General features: G+C 65.0%; 13 protein-coding genes. 9 read left to right on the top strand and 4 right to left on the bottom strand.

The features are described 5' to 3' along the window. Positions 1-28 precede the first annotated feature (28 nt). The gene (locus Tharo_RS14190; protein WP_107221756.1) at positions 29-3,199 is read left to right on the top strand and encodes a retention module-containing protein; all 3,171 of its coding nucleotides are present in this window, start codon (positions 29-31) and stop codon (positions 3,197-3,199) included. 124 nt (positions 3,200-3,323) lie between these two features. Then, positions 3,324-3,653 (top strand): hypothetical protein, encoded by a 330-nt coding sequence (locus Tharo_RS14185; RefSeq protein ID WP_107221755.1) that lies wholly within the window; start codon positions 3,324-3,326, stop codon positions 3,651-3,653. 25 nt (positions 3,654-3,678) lie between these two features. On the opposite strand, the gene Tharo_RS14180 is transcribed toward Tharo_RS14185, so the two are convergent. Both Tharo_RS14180 and Tharo_RS14175 read right to left on the bottom strand, forming a co-directional pair. After that, on the bottom strand, positions 3,679-5,616 hold the full coding sequence (locus Tharo_RS14180; protein ID WP_107221754.1) for an EAL domain-containing protein: 1,938 nt from the start codon (positions 5,614-5,616) through the stop codon (positions 3,679-3,681). A 49-nt stretch (positions 5,617-5,665) separates the two neighbouring features. Then, positions 5,666-6,382, bottom strand: coding sequence for a transglutaminase-like cysteine peptidase (locus Tharo_RS14175; RefSeq protein WP_107222441.1), 717 nt, complete (start codon positions 6,380-6,382; stop codon positions 5,666-5,668). 219 nt (positions 6,383-6,601) lie between these two features. Between Tharo_RS14175 and Tharo_RS14170 the strand changes: the two genes are divergently transcribed. Further along, positions 6,602-8,041, top strand: a complete 1,440-nt coding sequence (locus Tharo_RS14170; protein WP_107221753.1) for a TolC family outer membrane protein — start codon at positions 6,602-6,604, stop codon at positions 8,039-8,041. 57 nt (positions 8,042-8,098) lie between these two features. On the opposite strand, the gene Tharo_RS14165 is transcribed toward Tharo_RS14170, so the two are convergent. Beyond that, positions 8,099-8,476, bottom strand: coding sequence for a PilZ domain-containing protein (locus tag Tharo_RS14165; RefSeq protein WP_107221752.1), 378 nt, complete (start codon positions 8,474-8,476; stop codon positions 8,099-8,101). Between the two features lie 184 nt (positions 8,477-8,660). Between Tharo_RS14165 and paeA the strand changes: the two genes are divergently transcribed. Next, positions 8,661-9,971, top strand: coding sequence for a polyamine export protein PaeA (gene paeA, locus Tharo_RS14160; protein ID WP_282099129.1), 1,311 nt, complete (start codon positions 8,661-8,663; stop codon positions 9,969-9,971). A gap of 22 nt (positions 9,972-9,993) precedes the next feature. On the opposite strand, the gene Tharo_RS14155 is transcribed toward paeA, so the two are convergent. Continuing rightward, entirely contained in the window at positions 9,994-10,668 is a 675-nt protein-coding gene (locus Tharo_RS14155; protein ID WP_107221750.1) for a GntR family transcriptional regulator, read from the bottom strand. Between the two features lie 258 nt (positions 10,669-10,926). On the opposite strand from Tharo_RS14155, the gene scpA reads away from it, so the two are divergent. The 5 genes from scpA to Tharo_RS14130 all read left to right on the top strand — a co-directional run bounded on the left by scpA (position 10,927) and on the right by Tharo_RS14130 (position 19,537). Further along, positions 10,927-13,095 carry a methylmalonyl-CoA mutase gene (gene scpA / locus Tharo_RS14150; protein WP_107221749.1) on the top strand — a complete coding sequence of 723 codons (2,169 nt, stop codon included), beginning with the start codon at positions 10,927-10,929 and terminating at the stop codon, positions 13,093-13,095. 2 nt (positions 13,096-13,097) lie between these two features. Next, the gene (gene meaB / locus Tharo_RS14145) at positions 13,098-14,075 is read left to right on the top strand and encodes a methylmalonyl Co-A mutase-associated GTPase MeaB (RefSeq protein WP_211309617.1); all 978 of its coding nucleotides are present in this window, start codon (positions 13,098-13,100) and stop codon (positions 14,073-14,075) included. Positions 14,076-14,130: 55 nt separating this feature from the next. Then, positions 14,131-15,663 (top strand): acyl-CoA carboxylase subunit beta, encoded by a 1,533-nt coding sequence (locus tag Tharo_RS14140; protein WP_107221747.1) that lies wholly within the window; start codon positions 14,131-14,133, stop codon positions 15,661-15,663. Between the two features lie 22 nt (positions 15,664-15,685). Next, positions 15,686-17,677: an acetyl-CoA carboxylase biotin carboxylase subunit gene (accC, locus tag Tharo_RS14135; RefSeq protein ID WP_107221746.1), complete on the top strand. Its 1,992-nt coding sequence runs from the start codon at positions 15,686-15,688 to the stop codon at positions 17,675-17,677. 450 nt (positions 17,678-18,127) lie between these two features. Continuing rightward, positions 18,128-19,537 (top strand): KamA family radical SAM protein, encoded by a 1,410-nt coding sequence (locus Tharo_RS14130; protein WP_245880910.1) that lies wholly within the window; start codon positions 18,128-18,130, stop codon positions 19,535-19,537. The last annotated feature ends 89 nt before the right edge of the window (positions 19,538-19,626 follow it).

Here is a 19,626-nt window from a genome sequence, read left to right as displayed (position 1 = left end):
GCCCGGTCTCGTTCAAGGGAGTTTCATCATGGCTCAGGTCATCGCGACTGTCGTATCGGTCATCGGCGAAGCGTTCGTACGCGACGCGCAGGGCAATACCCGTTCGATCAAACCGGGGGATGCACTGCTCGAAGGTGAAACCGTCATCACCTCTGCCGGCGGGCAGGTGGAACTGGCGATGGCCGATGGTTCCACGTTGATGGTGGTCGAGAGCCAGGTCGTCGGCCTCGGGCTCGAGATGCTCGACGAGGGCGCGCCAGGCGCGCAGGAAAGCGCCGTTTCCGCCGGCACCGTCGACGAAGTTCTGCAAGCGCTCGAGACGGGTGAAAATATCGACGAGCTTCTCGAAGCGCCCGCGGCTGGCCTGGCCGGCGGCGCCGATGCAGAAGGCAGCAGCTTCGTGCGCCTGTTGCGGATCGCCGAGGAAACCACCGGGGTCGATTACGACTACAGCTTCGAACCGCAGAGCGGGCTGGTGCCGGAGCCGGGCGATGCGGTGGAGACGGTCACCGGAACCGTTTCGCTGAATTACGTCCTGCTCGATGACAATGGCCAGCCCCTGCTCGGGCCCGACGGCAACTTCATCTTCGTCGATGGCAACGATGTCATCGAAGGCACGCCGATCGGCGTCCTCGCCACGGTCGATGTCGCGCCGGCGGGCTCGGATCTGGTCCTGAGCCTGAGCAACGGCCTGGTCATCACCATTCCGGTCGGCCAGACCACGGGAGTGGCCGTACTCGAAACCCGGCCCGACGATCTTTTCATCCAGGGCACGGACACCCTTCCCATTTCCGTCGTCGGTGCGTCGGGCGGCGGCTATGATGAGCTCGATGCGGCGCAGTCGTCTTCGGCGAACATCGTCGATGACAATGATCCGGTGTTTGCCGTCATCAGCGTCAACCTGTCTTCCGTGGGCGAAGGAGAGGTTCTGACCTATACGGTCCGCCTGGTCGACCAGGCCGGCAATCCGGTGACGGTCCCCGAAGGCGGCAATGTGGATGTGCAGCTCACCTGGAGCGGGCCGGCAGCCAATCCGACCGATGCCGCGCCGTTGCCGACGACGGTGACCATCCTGGGGGGGACGAGCCAGACCGTCTTCCAGGTCAATGCCGTCAATGACTCGGTCAATGAGCCGATCGAGCCCTTGATCGCGGTCATTTCTGAAGTTGTGGATGCGCAGTCGATTTTCGAGAACCTCGGCGCAAGCGAATTGCCCGCCGAATCGGAAATCATCGACAACGACGTGCCCGATATCGAAGTTGCGGGGGTTGGGACGCAAGGCGTGGTGGTGACCGAAGGCCAGGCGGCGGTGTTCTCGGTGACCGAGAACAACGAGACCTTCACCCTGACGGGGACGCTCTCGAGTCTGGGCGACACTTACAGCGATACGGCGACGGCGACGATCCTCGACAACGACGTGGTCCCGACGATCAATCCAAGCGCACTTGCAGTGTCCGAAGAGGGTTTGCCCGGCGGTTTGGCAGACTTGGTAGGGATGGACGATACGACCAACCTGGCCGTCCGGAGCGGGTCGATCGATTATTCGAGCAACGGTGCAGCTGCCTTGACGGTGGCGTTGCTCACCGACGGGTTGCCCGGTTCGCTCGGGAACACGGCCATCGTCTGGAGTCATGAAGGCGGCAACGAGGCCATCGTCGTAGGCCAGAGCGGTGGCGGGGAGGATCTGATCCGGATCGTCCTGAATGACGGAATCCAAGCCGTCGACACCAACAGCCCCACCATCGCGTATAGCGTCGAGCTGCTGAAACCGCTCGAGCACTTGGGAGTGAATGTCGAGGACGATTTGAGCTTCGATATCGACGTCAGGCTGTCCGATGGCGCCAATTCCGCACAGACGGCGGCACTTACGATCACGGTCGAGGATGACAGCCCGCTCGAGGCCGGAACCGATGCCGTGGTTCTCAATATTCCGCCGGTGAGCTTTGATGGGCAACTGGCTTTCATCGGTGCCGATACAGGCGGTGCTTCGGGGGCGCAATGGACTGCATCCCTGAGTACGCTCAACGGTTTGGGCCTGACATCGGGCGGGCGGGCCGTCGTCTTCAGTTATGAAGACGGGCAGACCCTGCTTGTTGCCGAGACGACGGAAGGAGAGCCGGTTTTCACCGTCAGGGCGAATGCGGATGGAACTTATTCGTTCAACAGCCTGGCACCGCTCGATTTGAGCTCCCTCAATCTGGACGACGCCACGGTCAGCTCGGGAGGCGGGCCGAAATCGACCTATTACTGGTATGACGACGGGTCGCTGACGAATGTGCTCGACGCGAGCAAGGATCTGGTGGTTTCGATCACCGGCTACAAGGACGGTGCATTGGCCGACGTGAATCCGAGCGGTGCCGGGATTGGAATTCAGAACAACGAGTTCGACGATGGCGAACGGTTTGTCTTCGACTTCGATGCGGCCGGGAGTGACGGCGAAGCCAATCTGGCGTATGCAGTACGCTTCGAGCTGTTCCAGTACGGGGCGGGAGACAGCTTCCAGGTAACCGGGATGTACCAGGACGGCACATCTCATGTCGATGGATATTCGATTGAAACGATCGGCGGCACGACGTATATGGTCGTCACCGCGGAGTCGGGCAAGTATTTCGATACCCTGGAAGTGGCCATGTCGGATGGCAAGGTGAAGATTCAGGGGCTCGAAACCTACGTGCTGGAAGATGCGCCCCCGCAACTGGTGACGCTGGACTTCACGGCCGTGGATGCCGATGGCGACGAGGTCGATGGCGATATCGTCCTGACTTTCCAGAATCAGCCGGATCCTGAAGGCGGGATCGTCGGTAACGCCATGTTCGGAGGTGCCGAACCCGAGCCCGATGCCAGTGCGGACAGTGACGTCTTTGTGTGGAGCCTTGGTGATCAGGGAACGGCGGATTCGCCCGCGATCGACAGAGTCGATTTCGATGTGGAAGACGGCGATGTCCTCGACCTGCGGGATCTCCTGCCCGATGATGCGGGGGATTCGCTCTCGTCCTACCTGAGCTTCGGTTCCATGGAAGGCAAGCTGGCCTTGCTGGTCGACCACGATGGGGGTGGAACTTTCGAAACCACGCAGGCGATCGTGTTCGAGAACTACGCCAGTACGGCCGAACTGGCCAGTGCCCTCGAACTGGATGCCGGATGGACGGAAGCGGATATTCTCAACCGGATGATTGCCGACGGGCAGTTGAAGAGCTGATCTCGATGCCGGGATACCGCATCCGGCCTGGCAGGAGGAAGCCGATGCCGGCTTCCTCCTGCCGTTGTATGGCGTGTTTCCGCCCCGTGGGGAACGTTTCCGCTGCGCCCTTTGGAACAATCGTATGGTCTATGTAAAACGCGATGCGGAAGGCCGGCTGATCGCGGTCAGCCTTGAAGATGATGGCTCGGGCTGGGAGTTGGGCGCCGGCAATGGTGCGGAACGGGAGTTGTTCGAAAAGATTCTGCGTGACTCGAAGAGTGAACTGTTCGAGTCCGACCTGACCCTTTCGCGCGTGCTCGAGGATCTGATCGAGCTGCTTGTGGACCGGGGGGTGATCCGATTCACGGATCTCCCCGCTGCCGCGCGGATGAAGCTTGAGGAGAGGAAAAGCGCCCGGGCTTCGGTCAGGATCGGGTTGTCGCTCCTCGATGAAGATAACGACATGATCTGAAGGTTCGCGCCTCGGGCGAACGGCGTCACTCGGGCGGCGCCATACCGTCATTGCCCAGAAGCGGCCCGGTGACGCCATCCACGCCCAGTCCGGAAAGCGCCTCCCGCTCGCCTTCCGTGCTGACGCCCTCTGCAATGACGATCAGCCCGATCGCGTGCGCCACGGTGCACAAGCCGCGTAGGAAGGACTGGTTGCCGATGTCGGTCTCGATGCCGCGGACCAGCGCGCGATTGATCTTGAGATAGTCGATGCCGAGCGCGTGGAGATCGCTGATCTGGCTGAAACGGCGGCCGACGTGCTCGATGCCCAGCTTGCAGCCGAGTGGCTTCAGGGCCGCACAAAGCGAATTGAATTCGGATTGGTGGCGCACGATGTCGTGCTCGGTGAACTCGATCCAGAGCTTGCGTGCGGCGTCCGGCTGGGCCTGTAGCTCGTCGACCAACTGGCTCCGGAAGGCCGGGTCGCACAGGGCTTCGGCCGACAGGTTGATGCCGAGCGGGGTGCCGTCGCGGGCGATCTGGCCGAGCGCTCCGGCCAGGACGGCGCCGTCGAGCTGGCCGAGTAGCCCCAGGCGCGCGGCCTGGGGCATGAAGTAGCCGGCGTTCTGCCAGTTGTCATCGATGAACAGGCGCATCGGCGCTTCGTGATGGAGCAGTCTGCCTTCCGGAGCGCCGGTCGTCACGACGGGGTAGAGGGCCAGGCGGACGCCGTGTTGTTCGAGCGCTTCGAGGATGGTTTGGCGCCAGTCGTCGAGATTGCTGTGCAAGGGGGCGCCGATCGACGGCGGTGCAATGCTGGCCGCATCGTCGCCGGTGAGTTCGGCTGCAGCGAGGGCCGCGTCGGCGCGGGCGAGCAGGTTGCCGTGCCGTTCGTTGGGGTAATAGGCGGCGGCGCCAATCGGTAGCCGCAGCGAAGTGGTGTCCCGCCAGCGCTCGCGCAGGGCATGCAGCTGTTCGGCAAGCGGATGCACGACTGCGTCCGGATCTCCCTGCCCCGAGGCCAGGAGGGCGAAGTCGCTGGCATTGAGGCGGCCGGCTTCCCAGCCCGGGTGGGCGTCGGCCACGGCCTGAACGCAGGCGGCGAGCTCGCGCAGCAAACGGTCGGTTTCCTGGTGCCCGAACTGCCGGTTCAACTGTCCGAGATCGCCCAGCCGGACCATCATCAGACTGCCGCCTGCGGCCGCGTCCTCGCGCGACAGCGCCGCATCGACCAGGTTCAGGAACTGGCTGCGATTGACGAGCCCGGTGAGTTCGTCGTGATGAGCCTGGCGGCGCAGTGCTTCGAGACGCCGCGACTCGTCGGCCAGCATCGTGCGCACCCGTTCGGAGAGCGCATTCATGGCGCGGACCACGCTGCGGAATTCGGTGGTCGACGGTTCATCGATGGTGATGAAGCGGCGCCCGCCGATGGCTTCGGCCTGGTCGACGACGCGCCCGAGCGGGCGGGTGATGTGCTTGATCAGCAGGGTGCCGACAAGGCCGGTGAGCACGGCGCCGGCGACGAACCAGGCCAGCAGCTGAAGCGTGCCCTGCCACAGCGACTCGTAGGCGTAACGGCTGTGGCTCTCCAGGGTCAGGGTGCCGAACTGGCGCCAGCCGTCCTGCACCTGGGCGATCCCGGGCCGGGCCCGGATCGGGATCAGGCGAACGAACCACCCTGGGGCGCCGAAGCGCTCGTCGGCATATTCGCGCTCGACGATGATCTCACCGGACGGCGCCACCAGCCGGATCAGGCGGTAGTGTCCGGCGTCGAACTGGGCAGCGATCTGCAACTCCACCGTGACCGCGTCCTTCGGCATCTGCGACAGCGACAGGGCGAGGGAGCCGGCGTTGTCGAGGTTCTTCACGTAGAGCTGCTGCTCGAGGTAATGCCGTGCCGACAGCGTGCTCACCACGAAGCTCGCTCCGAATGCGATCGACATGACGATGGCGATGCCGATCCAGAGTTGCTTGATCAGAGACATGGCGCCTCCTGTGCGTGCGGCATGGGATGGTGTCCTTCGAGGCGGGCCATCAGTGCAGGCCCTCGTTGCGCATCCGCTCGAGCACGCTGCGCCAGCGCGACAGGCGGGCGGTGGGGTCGGCCGCGGAGGCACTGGCGCCGCCGACCCAGAGGCCTTCGCTGTTGAAGCTGAACACCGGGAACAGGTCCGGACGGCGAGCGGCGGGGCGGATGTCGTTGATCAGGTTGTCGAGCACCAGCGGCTCGTCGGCGGGAGCCGGGAAGTAGCCCACCACCATGTGGGCCTGGCTGATGCCGCTTTGTGCCCCGCCGATCTGCGCCCGCACGTAGATCAGGCGCAGGCGCTCGGCGGGAACGCCGAGCAGGCGCAGGCTCATGTACTTGGCGATCGAGAAATCCTCGCAATCCCCTGCGCCTTTGCCCATCAATTCGAGCGGTGAGGCCCAATGATCTTGTTCGCCCCACACGACGATATCGTCTTCGAAACGGATTTTCCGGTTGAAAAAAGTATTCACGCGGGCGAGCTTCTCGATTTCATTGGAATCCGCGGCTTCCGCCATCAGGCGTCGCCATGCCGCGACCGATTCGGCGGCGGCCGCTCCGTAGCGCGATGCCGCCAGGCGTTGCATCCGGTCGAGATCGGAGGCGGCCAGCACCGAGCCGAGCAGCACCCCGAGGAATACGAGCAGCGCCCAACGAACTGGAAAAGAGCGCCGGGCGGGGGAAAACGGCCAGGAACCGGAGGGCTGTACCCTGTAGGCGGACATCGTATCCTGCGCAAAAATCATGTGCTAAGGTTAATCCAAAAGGCGGCATCCGGTCCGCGTAAAACAGCAGGTGTCTTTTCAGTGCTTTCCGCTCGCGTTTTTCGGGCGCTGGGCGCCTCGAGTGCTTGGCGTGCAGGCTTCTTCCTTCTTCGGTGAAAGGCGGAAGCCCGGTGTGTGTGACGTCGTACTGTCATGGTTTCCAACTCGTCGAGGTTCACAATGAAAAAGATTCGAACGCTGATCGCCCTCGCCGTCCTGGCTACCCTGCCGCAAGCCCATGCGCAGGTTCCGGAAGCGCTCCAGGATGCGGCACGGATGGCCGTGACCGCCAACCCCGAAGTACAGGCGCGCTGGCACGCCTTTCTCGCTTCGGAACAAGACCGGTTGGCCGTGCGCGGCGGCTATTTTCCCCAGGTCGACCTGATCGCCGGGGTCGGGCACGAACGCCAGACCCGGCCGAACCGCGACCCGAAAACGGAAAGCTACAACCACCGCAACGCCACTCTGGCGCTGAACCAGATGGTCTATGACGGATTTTTTACCCGCAACGAGGTGGCACGCTTCGGCCATGCGAAGCTGGTGCGCTACTACGAACTGGTGGACGCGGCCGAGCGCACTTCGATGGAAGTGGTCCGTGTCTACAGCGATGTGCTGCGCTACCGTGAACTGGTCAAGCTTGCCCAGGACAACTACGTGCGGCACAAGCAGGTCTTCGACCAGATCTCGGGGCGCACCGCCGCGGGTGTCGGGCGTGGCGTCGACCTCGAGCAGGCGACCGGGCGGCTCGCGCTGGCCGAGTCCAACCTGTTGACCGAAGTCTCCAACCTGCATGACGTCAGCGCCCGTTATCTGCGCATCGTTGGTGTGGAAGCCCCTGAAAACCTGCCCCTGATCGGCGACTCGATCGCCGCCGGCGGGCTCCCGCCCACGGTCGAAGATGCGCTGCGCGAGGCGTTCGACACCAGTGCTACGCTCAATGCCGCAGTCGAGGATGTCGCCGCCGCCCAGCGCGGAGTCGAATCGCGCCGGGCAGTTTTTCATCCTCGCCTCGACCTGCGCGCGCGCCAGTCCTTCGACCACAATCTGGACGGCGTCAGTGGAGAGTCGCGCGATAGCGTCGTCGAGTTGGTGCTGACCTACAACCTGACGCGGGGTGGGGCGGACCAGGCGCGCCTGCGCCAGGCGGCCGAGGCGGCGAACCAGAGCAAGGATTTGCGCGAGAAGGTCTGCCGCGACATCCGCCAGACGCTTTCGATCGCCTACAACGACGTCAATCGGATCAAGGAGCAACTGATCTACCTCGACCAGCACCAGCTTTCCACCGAAAAGACGCGCGAAGCCTATCGGCAACAGTTCGACATCGGCCAGCGGACCCTGCTCGACCTGCTCGATACCGAAAACGAGTACTTCGAGGCGCGCCGTGCCTACGTGCGGGCGGTCTACGACCGGATCATCGCCCAGGCGCGCACGCTGACCGAAATGAGCCGCCTGACGACGGCGCTCAAGGTGGCGCGCGAGGGCTTGCCGACCGCGGCGGAAGCGGGGCAGGAGCGCGCCGGGATCGATCCCGCGTCCGTCTGCCCGCCCGATGCGCCGACGCAACTGCAGATCGACAAGGAAGCCGTGTTTGCCGAAGCGATGCGCGCCGTAGGGCGCTGATCGACGCTGCCCTGGGCGACGAAGGGTGAGCGATCGGCCTTCTTCGCCCAGGGCTTTTCAGCCTCGCAGCATCGCCGCCAGCTCGCGCTCGAGCAGTGCGGGGTCGCCCAGGTTGAGTTCGAGCAGGCGGCGCAGGTGGGTGATCGAATCGAGGTCAATCTCCTGGCAGGCGAGGCCGATCCGCGTGCCGTCGCTGGCGTGCTCGACGTGCGCCACCGTGCCCTTCATCCTGACGACGGCCTGACCGCCGCTCAGCTCCAGTCCCAGTTCGGCCAGATCGCCCGCCTTCGCCTGGAGGTCGTGTTCGCACAGGAGCAGGGCGCCTTTCAGCGACAAGTTATGGACGGTGCATTGGAGACGATCCCTGTTCAATTGAAGGCTGGCGCTTTCGACGAAGGGGACGCGTGCGTTCAGGCGGCGGTGCTGGGTGCTCATGGCGGACTCCGAAACGGCGGTCTGGGAATGGATCGGGCGAGGCCGGATTTTGCCCGATTCGGCAGCGGATTACCCGTCTGTATTGGAATGGAGCGGCCCTTTCATGCTGCAGTGATAGACTGGATGCGCCTTTCCGCGCTGGTTTTCCCGCCCGGCGGAGCCCCATTCCGAAGGAGCGATCGTGCTGCTCGACAACCTGCTCATCATCCTGGCGCTGATCGCGGCGAGCGCGTTTTTCTCGATGTCGGAGATTTCCCTCGCCGCCTCGCGCAAGATCAAGCTGCGCCTGATGGCCGAAGGCGGCCATGTCAACGCCCAGCGCGTGCTCGCGTTGCAGGACAGCCCGGGCAACTTCTTCACCGTGGTGCAGATTGGCCTCAACGCGGTTGCGATCCTCGGCGGCATCGTCGGCGAGCAGGCTTTGTCACCTTACGTCGCCGCGCTGCTGCGGCCCGTGTACGATGGGCCGGTGCTGGGAACGGCGAGCTTCGTGCTGTCGTTCAGCTTCGTCACCGCGCTGTTCGTGCTGTTCGCCGACCTGATGCCCAAGCGCCTGGCGATGGTGCAGCCCGAGCGTGTTGCGGTGGGGCTGGTGCGGCCGATGCAGGCCTGCATGTGGCTGCTGGCGCCGCTGGTGTGGGTGTTCAACGGTCTTGCCGACCGCATTTTCCGCCTGCTGCGCATCCCCAGCGTGCGCACCGAGGACATCACCCCGGCCGACATCGTCGCGATGGCCGATGCCGGGGCTCAGGCCGGCGCCCTGCTGCGCCAGGAGCAGCACCTGATCAGCAACGTATTCGAGCTCGATTCGCGCATCGTGCCTTCGGCGATGACTTCGCGCGAGAGCATCGTCTTCCTCACCCTGTCCGAGTCGGAGGAGAGCATCCGGCGCAAGATCGCCGAGCATCCCCACGGCAAGTTTCCGGTGTGCGAGGACGGCATCGACAGCGTGATCGGTTACGTCGATGCGAAAGACATCCTGCCGCGGATCGTGCACGGCAAGAACCTGTCGCTGCGAACCCAGCCGATCGTGCGCAAGGTGCTGATGCTGCCCGACACGCTGAGCCTGTTCGAGGCGCTGGAGCGCTTCCGCGATGCGAAAGAGGATTTCGCCCTGGTGATCAACGAATATGCCCTGGTGGTGGGCCTGCTGTCGCTGCAGGACGTCATGAGCACGGTGATGGGCGACCTGGTGAGCCCTTTCCAGGAAGAGCTGATCGTGCGCCGCGATGACCATTCGTGGCTGATCGACGGTGTCACCCCGATCGAGGACGTCATGCAGGCGCTCGACATCGAAGTCTTCGAAGGCTTCCAGAACTACGAGACGGTGGCCGGCTTTCTGATGTACCGCCTGCGCAAGGTGCCCAAGCGCACCGACTTCGTCGTCTATGCCGGCTACAAGTTCGAGGTGGTCGACATCGACAGCTACCGCATCGACCAGGTGCTGGTGACGCGCGAGAACCCTCCTGCGGCGCCGGCTGCGTGCGCGGGCTGAAGCAGGGACGGGGGCGCGCCGCTCAGGCGCGGGCGGGAACCCTGGCGTCGGCGATGCGCGCCAACGCCTCGCGGCCACTGAGGATGTGGGCGCGCATCCGCTGTTCGGCGCGGTTGGCGTCGCGCGCGAGCAGGGCGTCGAGAATGCCGCGGTGCTCGGCCAGCGACTGCTCCAGCCGGCCTTCGGAGAACAGTGAATGATGGCGCGACAGCTTGATGACCTTGCGCAGATCCTCGATCACATGGAGCAGCCAGCGGTTGTCGGCGATTTCCTGCAGGGCGAGGTGGAAGGCCTGGTTGGCTTCGAAGAAGCCGTCGATGTCCTTCTCTGCCGCAGCCTGCTCCAGGCCGGCGTGAATGGTGCGCAGGCGGTCGAGCTCGGTGTCGCTGGCGTGTGCCGCCGAAACCCGGGCGCATTCGCCTTCGAGCATCGACATCACGCTGAAGACCTCGTCGAGGTCGCGCTCGGAGATCTCGGTGACGTAGCAGCCGCGGCGCGGCTTGAGCGTCACCAGGCCTTCGGACGCCAGCACCTTGAGCGCTTCGCGCAGCGGCGTGCGTGAAATGCCGTACTGTTCGGCCAGCGCCTGCTCGTCCACCCAGGTTCCGGGGGGCAGTTCATGTGAGAAGATGCGCTGGCGGAGGCGTTCGGCCACTTCCTGGTAGAGCGCCATGGGGGCGATGCGGGACGGCTTCATGTCGGGTCTGCGGGGGTCGCTGCGGTGGGGTCGGGAATGGATGGGGATGGCACGAGCCTCCAGTCGAGGCACCGCAGCCTGCCAGGTATTTTACCCTATTGCATCCATAATTATGGATAAAGTATTATTGCCGGAGCTGAACAAATCAAGTCCCAGCGCGTGCCGCAGCGTCCTGGTCGTGGTGCGCGTCCTCCTGCAGCGCTCCGGCCTGCCGTGGCCCGAGGACAGTACCGAGCCGTCGCATCCAAGAGGTTTCCCATGTCGAACGCCAACGAGCCGATTTACCCCCAGCCCGATCTCGATGCCTGGAAAAAGGCCGCTGCCAGGCAGGCGCCTGGCGGTGATCTCGCGCAGCTGAACTGGATCACGCCCGAAGGGCTGACGGTGAAGCCGCTGTACACCCGGGCCGACACCGCCGCGCTGGCACACGCCGACACACTGCCTGGTTTCGAGCCTTTCCTGCGCGGGCCGCAGCCGACGATGTATGCGGTCAAGCCGTGGACGATCCGCCAGTACGCCGGTTTTTCCACCGCGGAGGAGTCCAACGCCTTCTACCGCAAGGCGCTCGCCGCCGGCGGCCAGGGCGTGTCGGTGGCGTTCGACCTTGCCACCCATCGCGGCTACGATTCGGACCATCCGCGCGTCACCGGCGATGTCGGCAAGGCGGGCGTGGCGATCGACTCGGTCGAGGACATGAAGATCCTCTTCAACGAGATTCCGCTCGACAAGGTGTCGGTGTCGATGACGATGAACGGCGCCGTGCTGCCGATCCTCGCCGGCTACATCGTCGCCGCCGAAGAGCAGGGCGTTTCGCAGGACAAGCTTTCCGGGACCATCCAGAACGACATCCTCAAGGAGTTCATGGTCCGCAATACCTATATCTACCCGCCGACGCCGTCGATGAAGATCATCGCCGACATCTTCGGGTACACGGCGCAGCACATGCCGAAGTTCAACTCGATCTCGATTTCCGGCTATCACATCCAGGAAGCGGGGGCGAACCAGGCGATCGAACTCGCGTTCACCCTCGCCGACGGCCTCGAGTACGTGCGCACCGGCATCCAGTCGGGGATGGACGTGGATACCTTCGCTGGGCGGCTGTCTTTCTTCTGGGCGGTGGGGATGAACTTCTACCTCGAGATCGCCAAGATGCGCGCGGCGCGTCTCTTGTGGTGGCGGATCATGAAGCAGTTCAACCCGAAGAGCGCCAAGTCGATGATGCTGCGCACGCACTCGCAGACTTCGGGCTGGTCGCTCACCGAGCAGGATCCGTACAACAACGTCGTGCGCACGACGATCGAGGCGATGGCCGCGGTGTTCGGCGGCACCCAGTCGCTGCACACCAATGCGCTCGACGAGGCGATCGCGCTGCCGACCGAGTTCTCCGCCCGCATCGCACGCAACACCCAGATCATCATCCAGGAAGAGACCCACATCTGTAACGTCGTCGACCCCTGGGCCGGCTCCTACATGATGGAAAAGCTCACCCAGGACATGGCCGACAAGGCCTGGAGCCTGATCGAGGAGATCGAGGCGATGGGCGGCATGACCCGCGCGGTCGAGTCGGGCTGGGCCAAGATGAAAGTCGAGGAGTGCGCCGCCGACAAGCAGGCGCGCATCGACTCGGGCAAGGACGTGATCGTCGGTGTGAACAAGTACAAGCTGGCGAAGGAGGATCCGATCGAGATCCTCGATATCGACAACCACGCCGTGCGCGAGTCGCAAATCGCGCGCCTCACCAAGATCCGCGCCACGCGCGACGGCGCCGCGGTGCAGGCCGCGCTCGATGCGCTGACGAAGTGCGCCGAGACCAATGAGGGCAACCTGCTCGATCTCGCGGTGAAGGCGGTGCGCCTGCGTGCGACCGTCGGCGAAATTTCCGACGCGCTGGAGAAGGTCTTCGGCCGTTACCGTGCCAACCCCCAAGCCGTGTCCGGCGTGTATGGAGCCGTCGTGGAAAACGATGCCGACTGGAAGGAGCTGAAGGCCGACATCGAAGCCTTCATCGCCGAAGAAGGCCGCCGCCCGCGCATCATGATCGCCAAGCTCGGCCAGGACGGTCACGACCGTGGCGCCAAGGTGGTGGCCTCGGCCTTCGCCGACCTCGGCTTCGACATCGACATCGGCCCGCTTTTCCAGACCCCGGAAGAAGCCGCCCGCCACGCCGTCGAGAACGACGTCCATGCGGTGGGCTGCTCCAGCCTCGCCGCCGGCCACAAGACCCTGGTGCCGGCGGTGATCAACGAACTGAAGCGGCTCGGCGCCGAGGACATCATCGTCTTCGTCGGCGGGGTGATTCCGGCGCAGGACTACGACACCCTGTACGCGGCCGGGGCGAAGGGGATCTTCGGCCCGGGAACGCCGATTCCGGTGGCGGCGCGCGAAGTGCTCGAGCAGATCCGCGCGGCACGCGCCAAGGCCTTATGACGATGCTGGATGCGAACGATCGGGCGCTGGTCGACGGTGTGCTCGCGCGCCAGCTGCGCCCGCTCGCGAAGGCCATCACCCTGATCGAGTCACAGCGCGAAGACCACAAGGCGCGTGCGCAGGGCGTGCTCGAAGCGCTGTTGCCGCACACCGGCGGGGCGATGCGGGTGGGCATCTCGGGCGTGCCGGGGGTGGGCAAGTCGACCTTCATCGAAGCGCTCGGCCTGTACCTGATCGAGCAGGGCCTGCGCGTTGCGGTGCTGGCGGTCGATCCGTCCTCGTCGCTCAGCGGCGGCTCGATCCTCGGCGACAAGACGCGCATGGAACGGCTCTCGCAGAATCCGGCCGCGTTCATCCGTCCCAGCCCGTCGGCCGGTTCGCTCGGCGGGGTGGCAGAGAAAACGCGCGAGACGATGCTGGTGTGCGAGGCCGCCGGTTTCGACGTGCTCATCGTCGAGACCGTCGGCGTCGGCCAGAGCGAGACTGCGGTGGCGGGCATGACCGACCTCTTCTGCCTGCTCCAGCTGCCCAACGCCGGCGATGAGCTGCAGGCGATCAAGAAAGGGATCATGGAGCTTGCCGACCTGATCGTCATCAACAAGGCCGACCTCGATCCGGCGGCGGCGATGCGGGCGAAGGCCCAGATCAAGACCGCGCTCCACATGCTGCGCCCGGCCAGCCCGAACTGGACGGTGCCGGTGCTGACGCTGTCGGCGCTGAAGAAGGAAGGCATCGCCGAATTCTGGCAGGCGGTGAGCGACTACCGCCGGACGCTCACCGCCTCCGGCGAGTTCGACGCCAGACGCCGCCACCAGGCCCTGGCCTGGATGTGGGAACTGATCGATGCGGGGCTGCGCAGCCGCTTCCGCACCCATCCGCAGGTGAAGCACGCATTGCCCGGGTTCGCCCGCGCGGTGGAGGAGGGCACGACCACGCCTTCGGCCGCCGCGCTGCGCCTGCTCGGCTACGTCCAGGCTTGAAACAGGCCGCCCCGCCGCACAGGGCCGGGCGGAACGATCCGACAGGAGACTCTCCATGCACGACATCATTCGCCAGCTGGAAGAAAAGCGCGACAAGGCCCGCCTCGGCGGCGGCCAGAAGCGCATCGACGCCCAGCACGCCAAGGGCAAGCTCAGCGCGCGCGAGCGCATCGAGCTGCTGCTCGACGACGGCAGCTTCGAAGAGTGGGACATGTTCAAGGAGCACCGCTGCACCGACTTCGGCATGGATGCCGAACACACTCCGGGCGACGGCGTGGTGATCGGCTACGGCACCATCAACGGCCGCCTGGTGTTCGTGTTCTCGCAGGACTTCACCGTGTTTGGCGGTTCGCTGTCCGAGACCCATGCGGAGAAGATCTGCAAGGTCATGGACCACGCGATGAAGGTCGGTGCGCCGGTGATCGGGCTCAACGATTCCGGCGGCGCCCGCATCCAGGAAGGCGTCGCCTCGCTCGGCGGCTACGCCGACGTGTTTCAGCGCAACGCGCTCGCTTCCGGCGTGGTGCCGCAGATCTCGCTGATCATGGGGCCGTGCGCCGGCGGCGCGGTGTACAGCCCGGCGATGACCGATTTCATCTTCATGGTCAAGGATTCGTCCTACATGTTCGTCACCGGCCCCGAAGTGGTGAAGACGGTGACCCACGAGGAAGTCAGCGCCGAGGAACTGGGCGGGGCGATGACTCACACCACCAAGTCCGGGGTCGCCGATCTCGCCTTCGAGAACGACGTCGAGGCGCTGATGATGACCCGCCGCCTGGTCGGCTTCATTCCCGCGAGCAACCGCGAGAAGCCCCCCGTGCTGCCGGCGGAGGATCCCGCCGAACGTCTCGACCACTCGCTCGACACCCTGGTGCCGGGCAACCCCAACCAGCCCTATGACATGAAGGAGCTGATCGTCAAGATGGTCGACGACGGCGACTTCTTCGAGCTCCAGCCCGACTACGCCAGGAACATCATCATCGGCTTCGCGCGGATGGAAGGCGCGCCGGTGGGCATCGTCGCCAACCAGCCGCTGGTGCTCGCCGGCTGCCTCGACATCAAGAGTTCGATCAAGGCGGCGCGCTTCGTGCGCTTCTGCGACGCCTTCAACATCCCGGTGGTGACTCTGGTGGACGTGCCCGGCTTCATGCCCGGCACCGCCCAGGAATACGGCGGCATCATCAAGCACGGCGCCAAGCTGCTCTACGCCTACGCCGAATGCACCGTGCCGAAGGTCACCGTGATCACGCGCAAGGCCTACGGCGGCGCCTACGACGTGATGAGCTCGAAGCACCTGCGCGGCGACGTCAACTTCGCCTGGCCGACCGCCGAGATCGCGGTGATGGGGCCGAAAGGCGCGGTGGAGATCATTTTCCGCGAGGAAAAGAACGACCCCGCCAAGCTCGTCGAGCGCGAAGCCGAGTACAAGCGCCGCTTCGCCAACCCCTTCGTCGCCGGCGCGCGCGGCTTCATCGACGACGTGATCATGCCGCACGAGACGCGCAAGCGCGTGTGCCGCTCGCTGGCGATGCTCAAGGACAAGCAGCTCGACAATCCGTGGCGCAAGCACGGCAACCTTCCGCTCTGATCGGCGGGGAGGATTAAATCGAATGTTCAAGAAGATACTGATTGCCAACCGCGGTGAAATCGCCTGCCGCGTGATCAAGACCGCCCGCAAGATGGGCATCGCCACCGTCGCCGTGCATTCCGAGGCCGACCAGGATGCACTCTTCGTCGAACTCGCCGACGAGGCCGTGTGCATCGGCCCGGCGCCGTCGAAAGAGTCCTACCTGGTCATGGACAGGATCATCGCCGCCTGCAAGCAGACCGGCGCCGAGGCGGTCCACCCGGGTTACGGCTTCCTGTCCGAGAATGCCGAGTTCTCGCGCCGCCTGGAAGAGGAAGGCATCAAGTTCATTGGCCCGAAGCACTATTCGGTGGCCAAGATGGGCGACAAGATCGAGTCGAAGAAGCTCGCGATCGAAGCCGGCGTGAACACCATCCCCGGCTACAACGACGCCATCGCCGGTCCGGCAGAAGCCGTCGAAATCGCGAAAAAGATCGGCTACCCGGTGATGATCAAGGCCTCCGCCGGTGGCGGCGGCAAGGGCCTGCGCGTCGCGTTCAATGACCAGGAGGCCTTCGAGGGCTTCTCGTCGTGCGTCAATGAAGCCAAGAACTCGTTCGGCGACGATCGCGTGTTCATCGAGAAGTACGTCCTCGAGCCGCGCCACATCGAGATCCAGGTGCTGGGCGATGCGCACGGCAACTACGTGTACCTGAACGAGCGCGACTGCTCGATCCAGCGCCGCCACCAGAAGGTCATCGAGGAGGCGCCCAGCCCCTTCGTCGATCCCGAGATGCGCCGCGCGATGGGCGAGCAGGCGGTGGCGCTGGCGCGCGCGGTGAATTACGAGTCGGCCGGCACGGTCGAGTTCGTCGTCAGCGGCGCGACCAAGGAGTTCTACTTCCTCGAGATGAACACCCGCCTGCAGGTGGAGCACCCGGTCACCGAGCTCATCACCGGGCTGGATCTCGTCGAGCAGATGATCCGCGTCGCTGCCGGCGAGAAGCTGCCGATCACCCAGGCCGAGGTGAAGATCAACGGCTGGGCTATGGAATGCCGCATCAACGCGGAAGACCCGTTCCGCGGTTTCCTGCCCTCCACCGGCCGCCTGGTGAAGTTCCAGGCGCCGCAGGAGGTCGAGGGCCAGGTGCGCGTCGACACCGGCGTTTATGAAGGCGGCGAGATCTCGATGTTCTACGACTCGATGATCGCCAAGCTCATCGTCCATGGCGCCAACCGCGAGCAGGCCATCGAGCGCATGCGCGACGCGCTCAACGCCTTCGTGATCCGCGGCATCAGCTCCAACATCCCGTTCCAGGCGGCGCTGCTGCAGCACCCGCGCTTCTGCTCGGGCAACTTCAACACCGGCTTCATCGCCGAGGAATATCCGCGGGGCTTCGACGCCTCGATGGTGCCGCATGACGACCCGGTGCTGCTCGCCGCGGTCGCCACCTTCGCCCGGGTGCGCTACATCGAGCGCGCGACGCAGATCGAAGGCCAGCTTGCCGGGCACGGGCGCAAAGTCTCGCGCGAGTGGGTGGTGGTGATGGCCGGCCGGCAGTACCCGGTGAGCACCCGGCCGCTTGAAGGCGGGCTGGAGGTCAGCCACGAAGGGCGGACCTACGCCATTGTTTCCGCATGGACGTTCGGCGACCTGCTGTTTGCCGGCACCGTCAACGGCGCGCCCATCTGCCTGCAGATCGAGCGCCGGGGGCTGCGCTACCGCATCGCCCATTTCGGCCTGCAGGTCGAGCCGATGGTCATGACACCGCGCGCCGCGCGCCTGCTGGCGCTGATGCCCGAGAAGCTGCCGCCCGACCTGTCGAAGTTCCTGCTGTCGCCGATGCCCGGCCTGCTGCGCGAAGTCGCGGTCGCCGAGGGGCAGGAAGTGAAGGCGGGCGAGAAGCTCGCGACCATCGAGGCGATGAAGATGGAGAACGTGCTCAAGGCCGAGCAGGACGGCAAGGTCAAAAAGATCGTCGCCCGTCCGGGGGCCAGCCTGTCGGTGGACGAGGTCATCATCGAGTTCGAGTGATCGCCGCCGTGGAACGGTTTTGATCGATGGGGAGGGAGGTCCGGGCCACGTGCCCGGGCGCCTGTCGGCGGAAGGCCTGCGCAAGCAGGCCTTTTTTTTCGATGCGCGTGGGGCAGGGCGCTCCCGCTCGATCGAATGCCGGCCGCGGCGGCCGGGCTGTTTCGGAGGCCGCCCGGCGCCGTGGAACTTCACTCCGCACGGAGTGTCATATTTGCACAAAAGTATTTCGTGGAATATGATTCAAATCAGCAATCTGCTTGCCGCACTCGCGGGAGCATGAATAAACAGGGCCCGAGGCTGGCATCCAGCCGTTTTCACGATCATTCCGGGTCTGCTCCGTTTTCCCTGCCGACTGCCAGACGTGGTTTTTCCGTGTCTGGACGCAGGCTTGCGGGCGCCGTAACCGCGCGCCCCTGCAAAACCCACAAGACCACACCAGGAGGACGTCCCATGAGCGCTCAAGTGCAGGCTCTCCAGCCCCATCACATCCAGCCCCTCGCGCAGATCCCCCCCGCCGGTGTCGATTTCTTCGATCCCGTCCCGTTCAAGGTGTATACCCAGCGCGACCTCGACCGCATTGCCCCGCTGGCCAGGCTGTCGTCCGAGCAGCGCTTCGAGATGAAAGTGGTGTCTTCGGTGCTGCCCTTCCGCGTCAACCAGTACGTCATCGACGAACTGATCGACTGGAGCAAGGTTCCCGACGACCCGATCTTCCAGCTCACTTTCCCGCAGCGCGGGATGCTTGCGCCCGAGCACTACGAGCGCATCGCCGGCCTGATCCGCGGCGGCGCCGACAAGGCCGAACTGGAGCGGGCGGTGGGTGAAGTGCGCCATGCGCTGAACCCGCACCCGGCCGACCAGATGGAAATGAACATGCCGCGCGACGAGCACGGCAAGCGTCTCGAAGGCATGCAGCACAAGTACCGCGAGACGGTGTTGTTCTTCCCCACCCAGGGGCAGACTTGCCACAGTTACTGCAGCTTCTGCTTCCGCTGGGCGCAGTTCGTCGGTGACAAGGAGCTGCGCATCTGCTCGTCCGAAGCCATCGAGCTGCACAATTACCTGCGCCGCCACCCCGAAGTCACCGACCTGCTGGTCACCGGTGGTGACCCGATGGTGATGAAGACGCGCCACCTGCGCGACTTTCTTGAGCCCCTGCTGCAGCCCGAGTTCGACCACGTCCAGACCATCCGCATCGGCTCCAAGGCGCTCACCTTCTGGCCGCACCGCTTCCTCGGCGCCGACGATGCCGACGACCTGATCCGCCTGCTGACCCAGCTCGTCGAGGCCGGCAAGCACGTCGCCCTGATGGCGCACTACAACCACTGGAAGGAACTCGACACCGAGGCCGCGCAGGCCGCGATTCGCCGCATCCGCGGCACCGGCGCGGTGATCCGTGCCCAGGGGCCGCTGGTCGCGCACATCAACGACGACCCCGCGGTATGGGCGAAGCTGTGGAAGCTGGAAGTGAAGCTCGGCCTGGTCCCCTACTACATGTTCGTCGAGCGCGACACCGGTGCGCGCAACTACTTCGAAGTGCCGCTGGTGCGTGCCTGGGAAATCTACCGCGAGGCCATGCAGCAGGTCTCGGGCCTGGCCCGCACCGCGCGCGGCCCGAGCATGAGCGCGAGTCCGGGCAAGGTCGAGATCCAGGGCGTTGCCGAGATCGCCGGCGAAAAAGTCTTCGTCCTGCGCTTCATCCAGGGGCGCAACCCCGACTGGGTGCAGCGCCCGTTCTTCGCCAAGTTCGACGACAAGGCGACCTGGCTCGACCAGCTCGTTCCCGCCTTCGGCGAGGAAAAGTGGTTCTGGCAGGACGAGTACGAAGCGATCCGCGAGGACCGGCTCGCAGCGGCCTGAGCGGAGCGCCACTGCCGCTCTCCGCTGGCCGAATCCTGTCTGCCGAGGCCCGCCGTGCGGGCCTCTTTCGGTTTCTGGCTGCTACGATG

The organism is Thauera aromatica K172 (assembly GCF_003030465.1).
GTDB lineage: Bacteria > Pseudomonadota > Gammaproteobacteria > Burkholderiales > Rhodocyclaceae > Thauera > Thauera aromatica.
This window is presented reverse-complemented; position numbering and strand designations above follow the sequence as displayed.

What these genes read in the sequence shown, in the direction of transcription:
- Tharo_RS14190 (WP_107221756.1), top strand. Translation starts at nt 29, where the DNA reads ATGGCTCAGGTCATCGCGACTGTCGTATCGGTCATCGGCGAAGCGTTC.
- Tharo_RS14185 (WP_107221755.1), top strand. Translation starts at nt 3,324, where the DNA reads ATGGTCTATGTAAAACGCGATGCGGAAGGCCGGCTGATCGCGGTCAGC.
- Tharo_RS14180 (WP_107221754.1), bottom strand. Translation starts at nt 5,616, where the DNA reads ATGTCTCTGATCAAGCAACTCTGGATCGGCATCGCCATCGTCATGTCG.
- Tharo_RS14175 (WP_107222441.1), bottom strand. Translation starts at nt 6,382, where the DNA reads ATGTCCGCCTACAGGGTACAGCCCTCCGGTTCCTGGCCGTTTTCCCCC.
- Tharo_RS14170 (WP_107221753.1), top strand. Translation starts at nt 6,602, where the DNA reads ATGAAAAAGATTCGAACGCTGATCGCCCTCGCCGTCCTGGCTACCCTG.
- Tharo_RS14165 (WP_107221752.1), bottom strand. Translation starts at nt 8,476, where the DNA reads ATGAGCACCCAGCACCGCCGCCTGAACGCACGCGTCCCCTTCGTCGAA.
- Tharo_RS14155 (WP_107221750.1), bottom strand. Translation starts at nt 10,668, where the DNA reads ATGAAGCCGTCCCGCATCGCCCCCATGGCGCTCTACCAGGAAGTGGCC.
- scpA (WP_107221749.1), top strand. Translation starts at nt 10,927, where the DNA reads ATGTCGAACGCCAACGAGCCGATTTACCCCCAGCCCGATCTCGATGCC.
- meaB (WP_211309617.1), top strand. Translation starts at nt 13,098, where the DNA reads ATGCTGGATGCGAACGATCGGGCGCTGGTCGACGGTGTGCTCGCGCGC.
- Tharo_RS14140 (WP_107221747.1), top strand. Translation starts at nt 14,131, where the DNA reads ATGCACGACATCATTCGCCAGCTGGAAGAAAAGCGCGACAAGGCCCGC.
- accC (WP_107221746.1), top strand. Translation starts at nt 15,686, where the DNA reads ATGTTCAAGAAGATACTGATTGCCAACCGCGGTGAAATCGCCTGCCGC.
- Tharo_RS14130 (WP_245880910.1), top strand. Translation starts at nt 18,128, where the DNA reads ATGAGCGCTCAAGTGCAGGCTCTCCAGCCCCATCACATCCAGCCCCTC.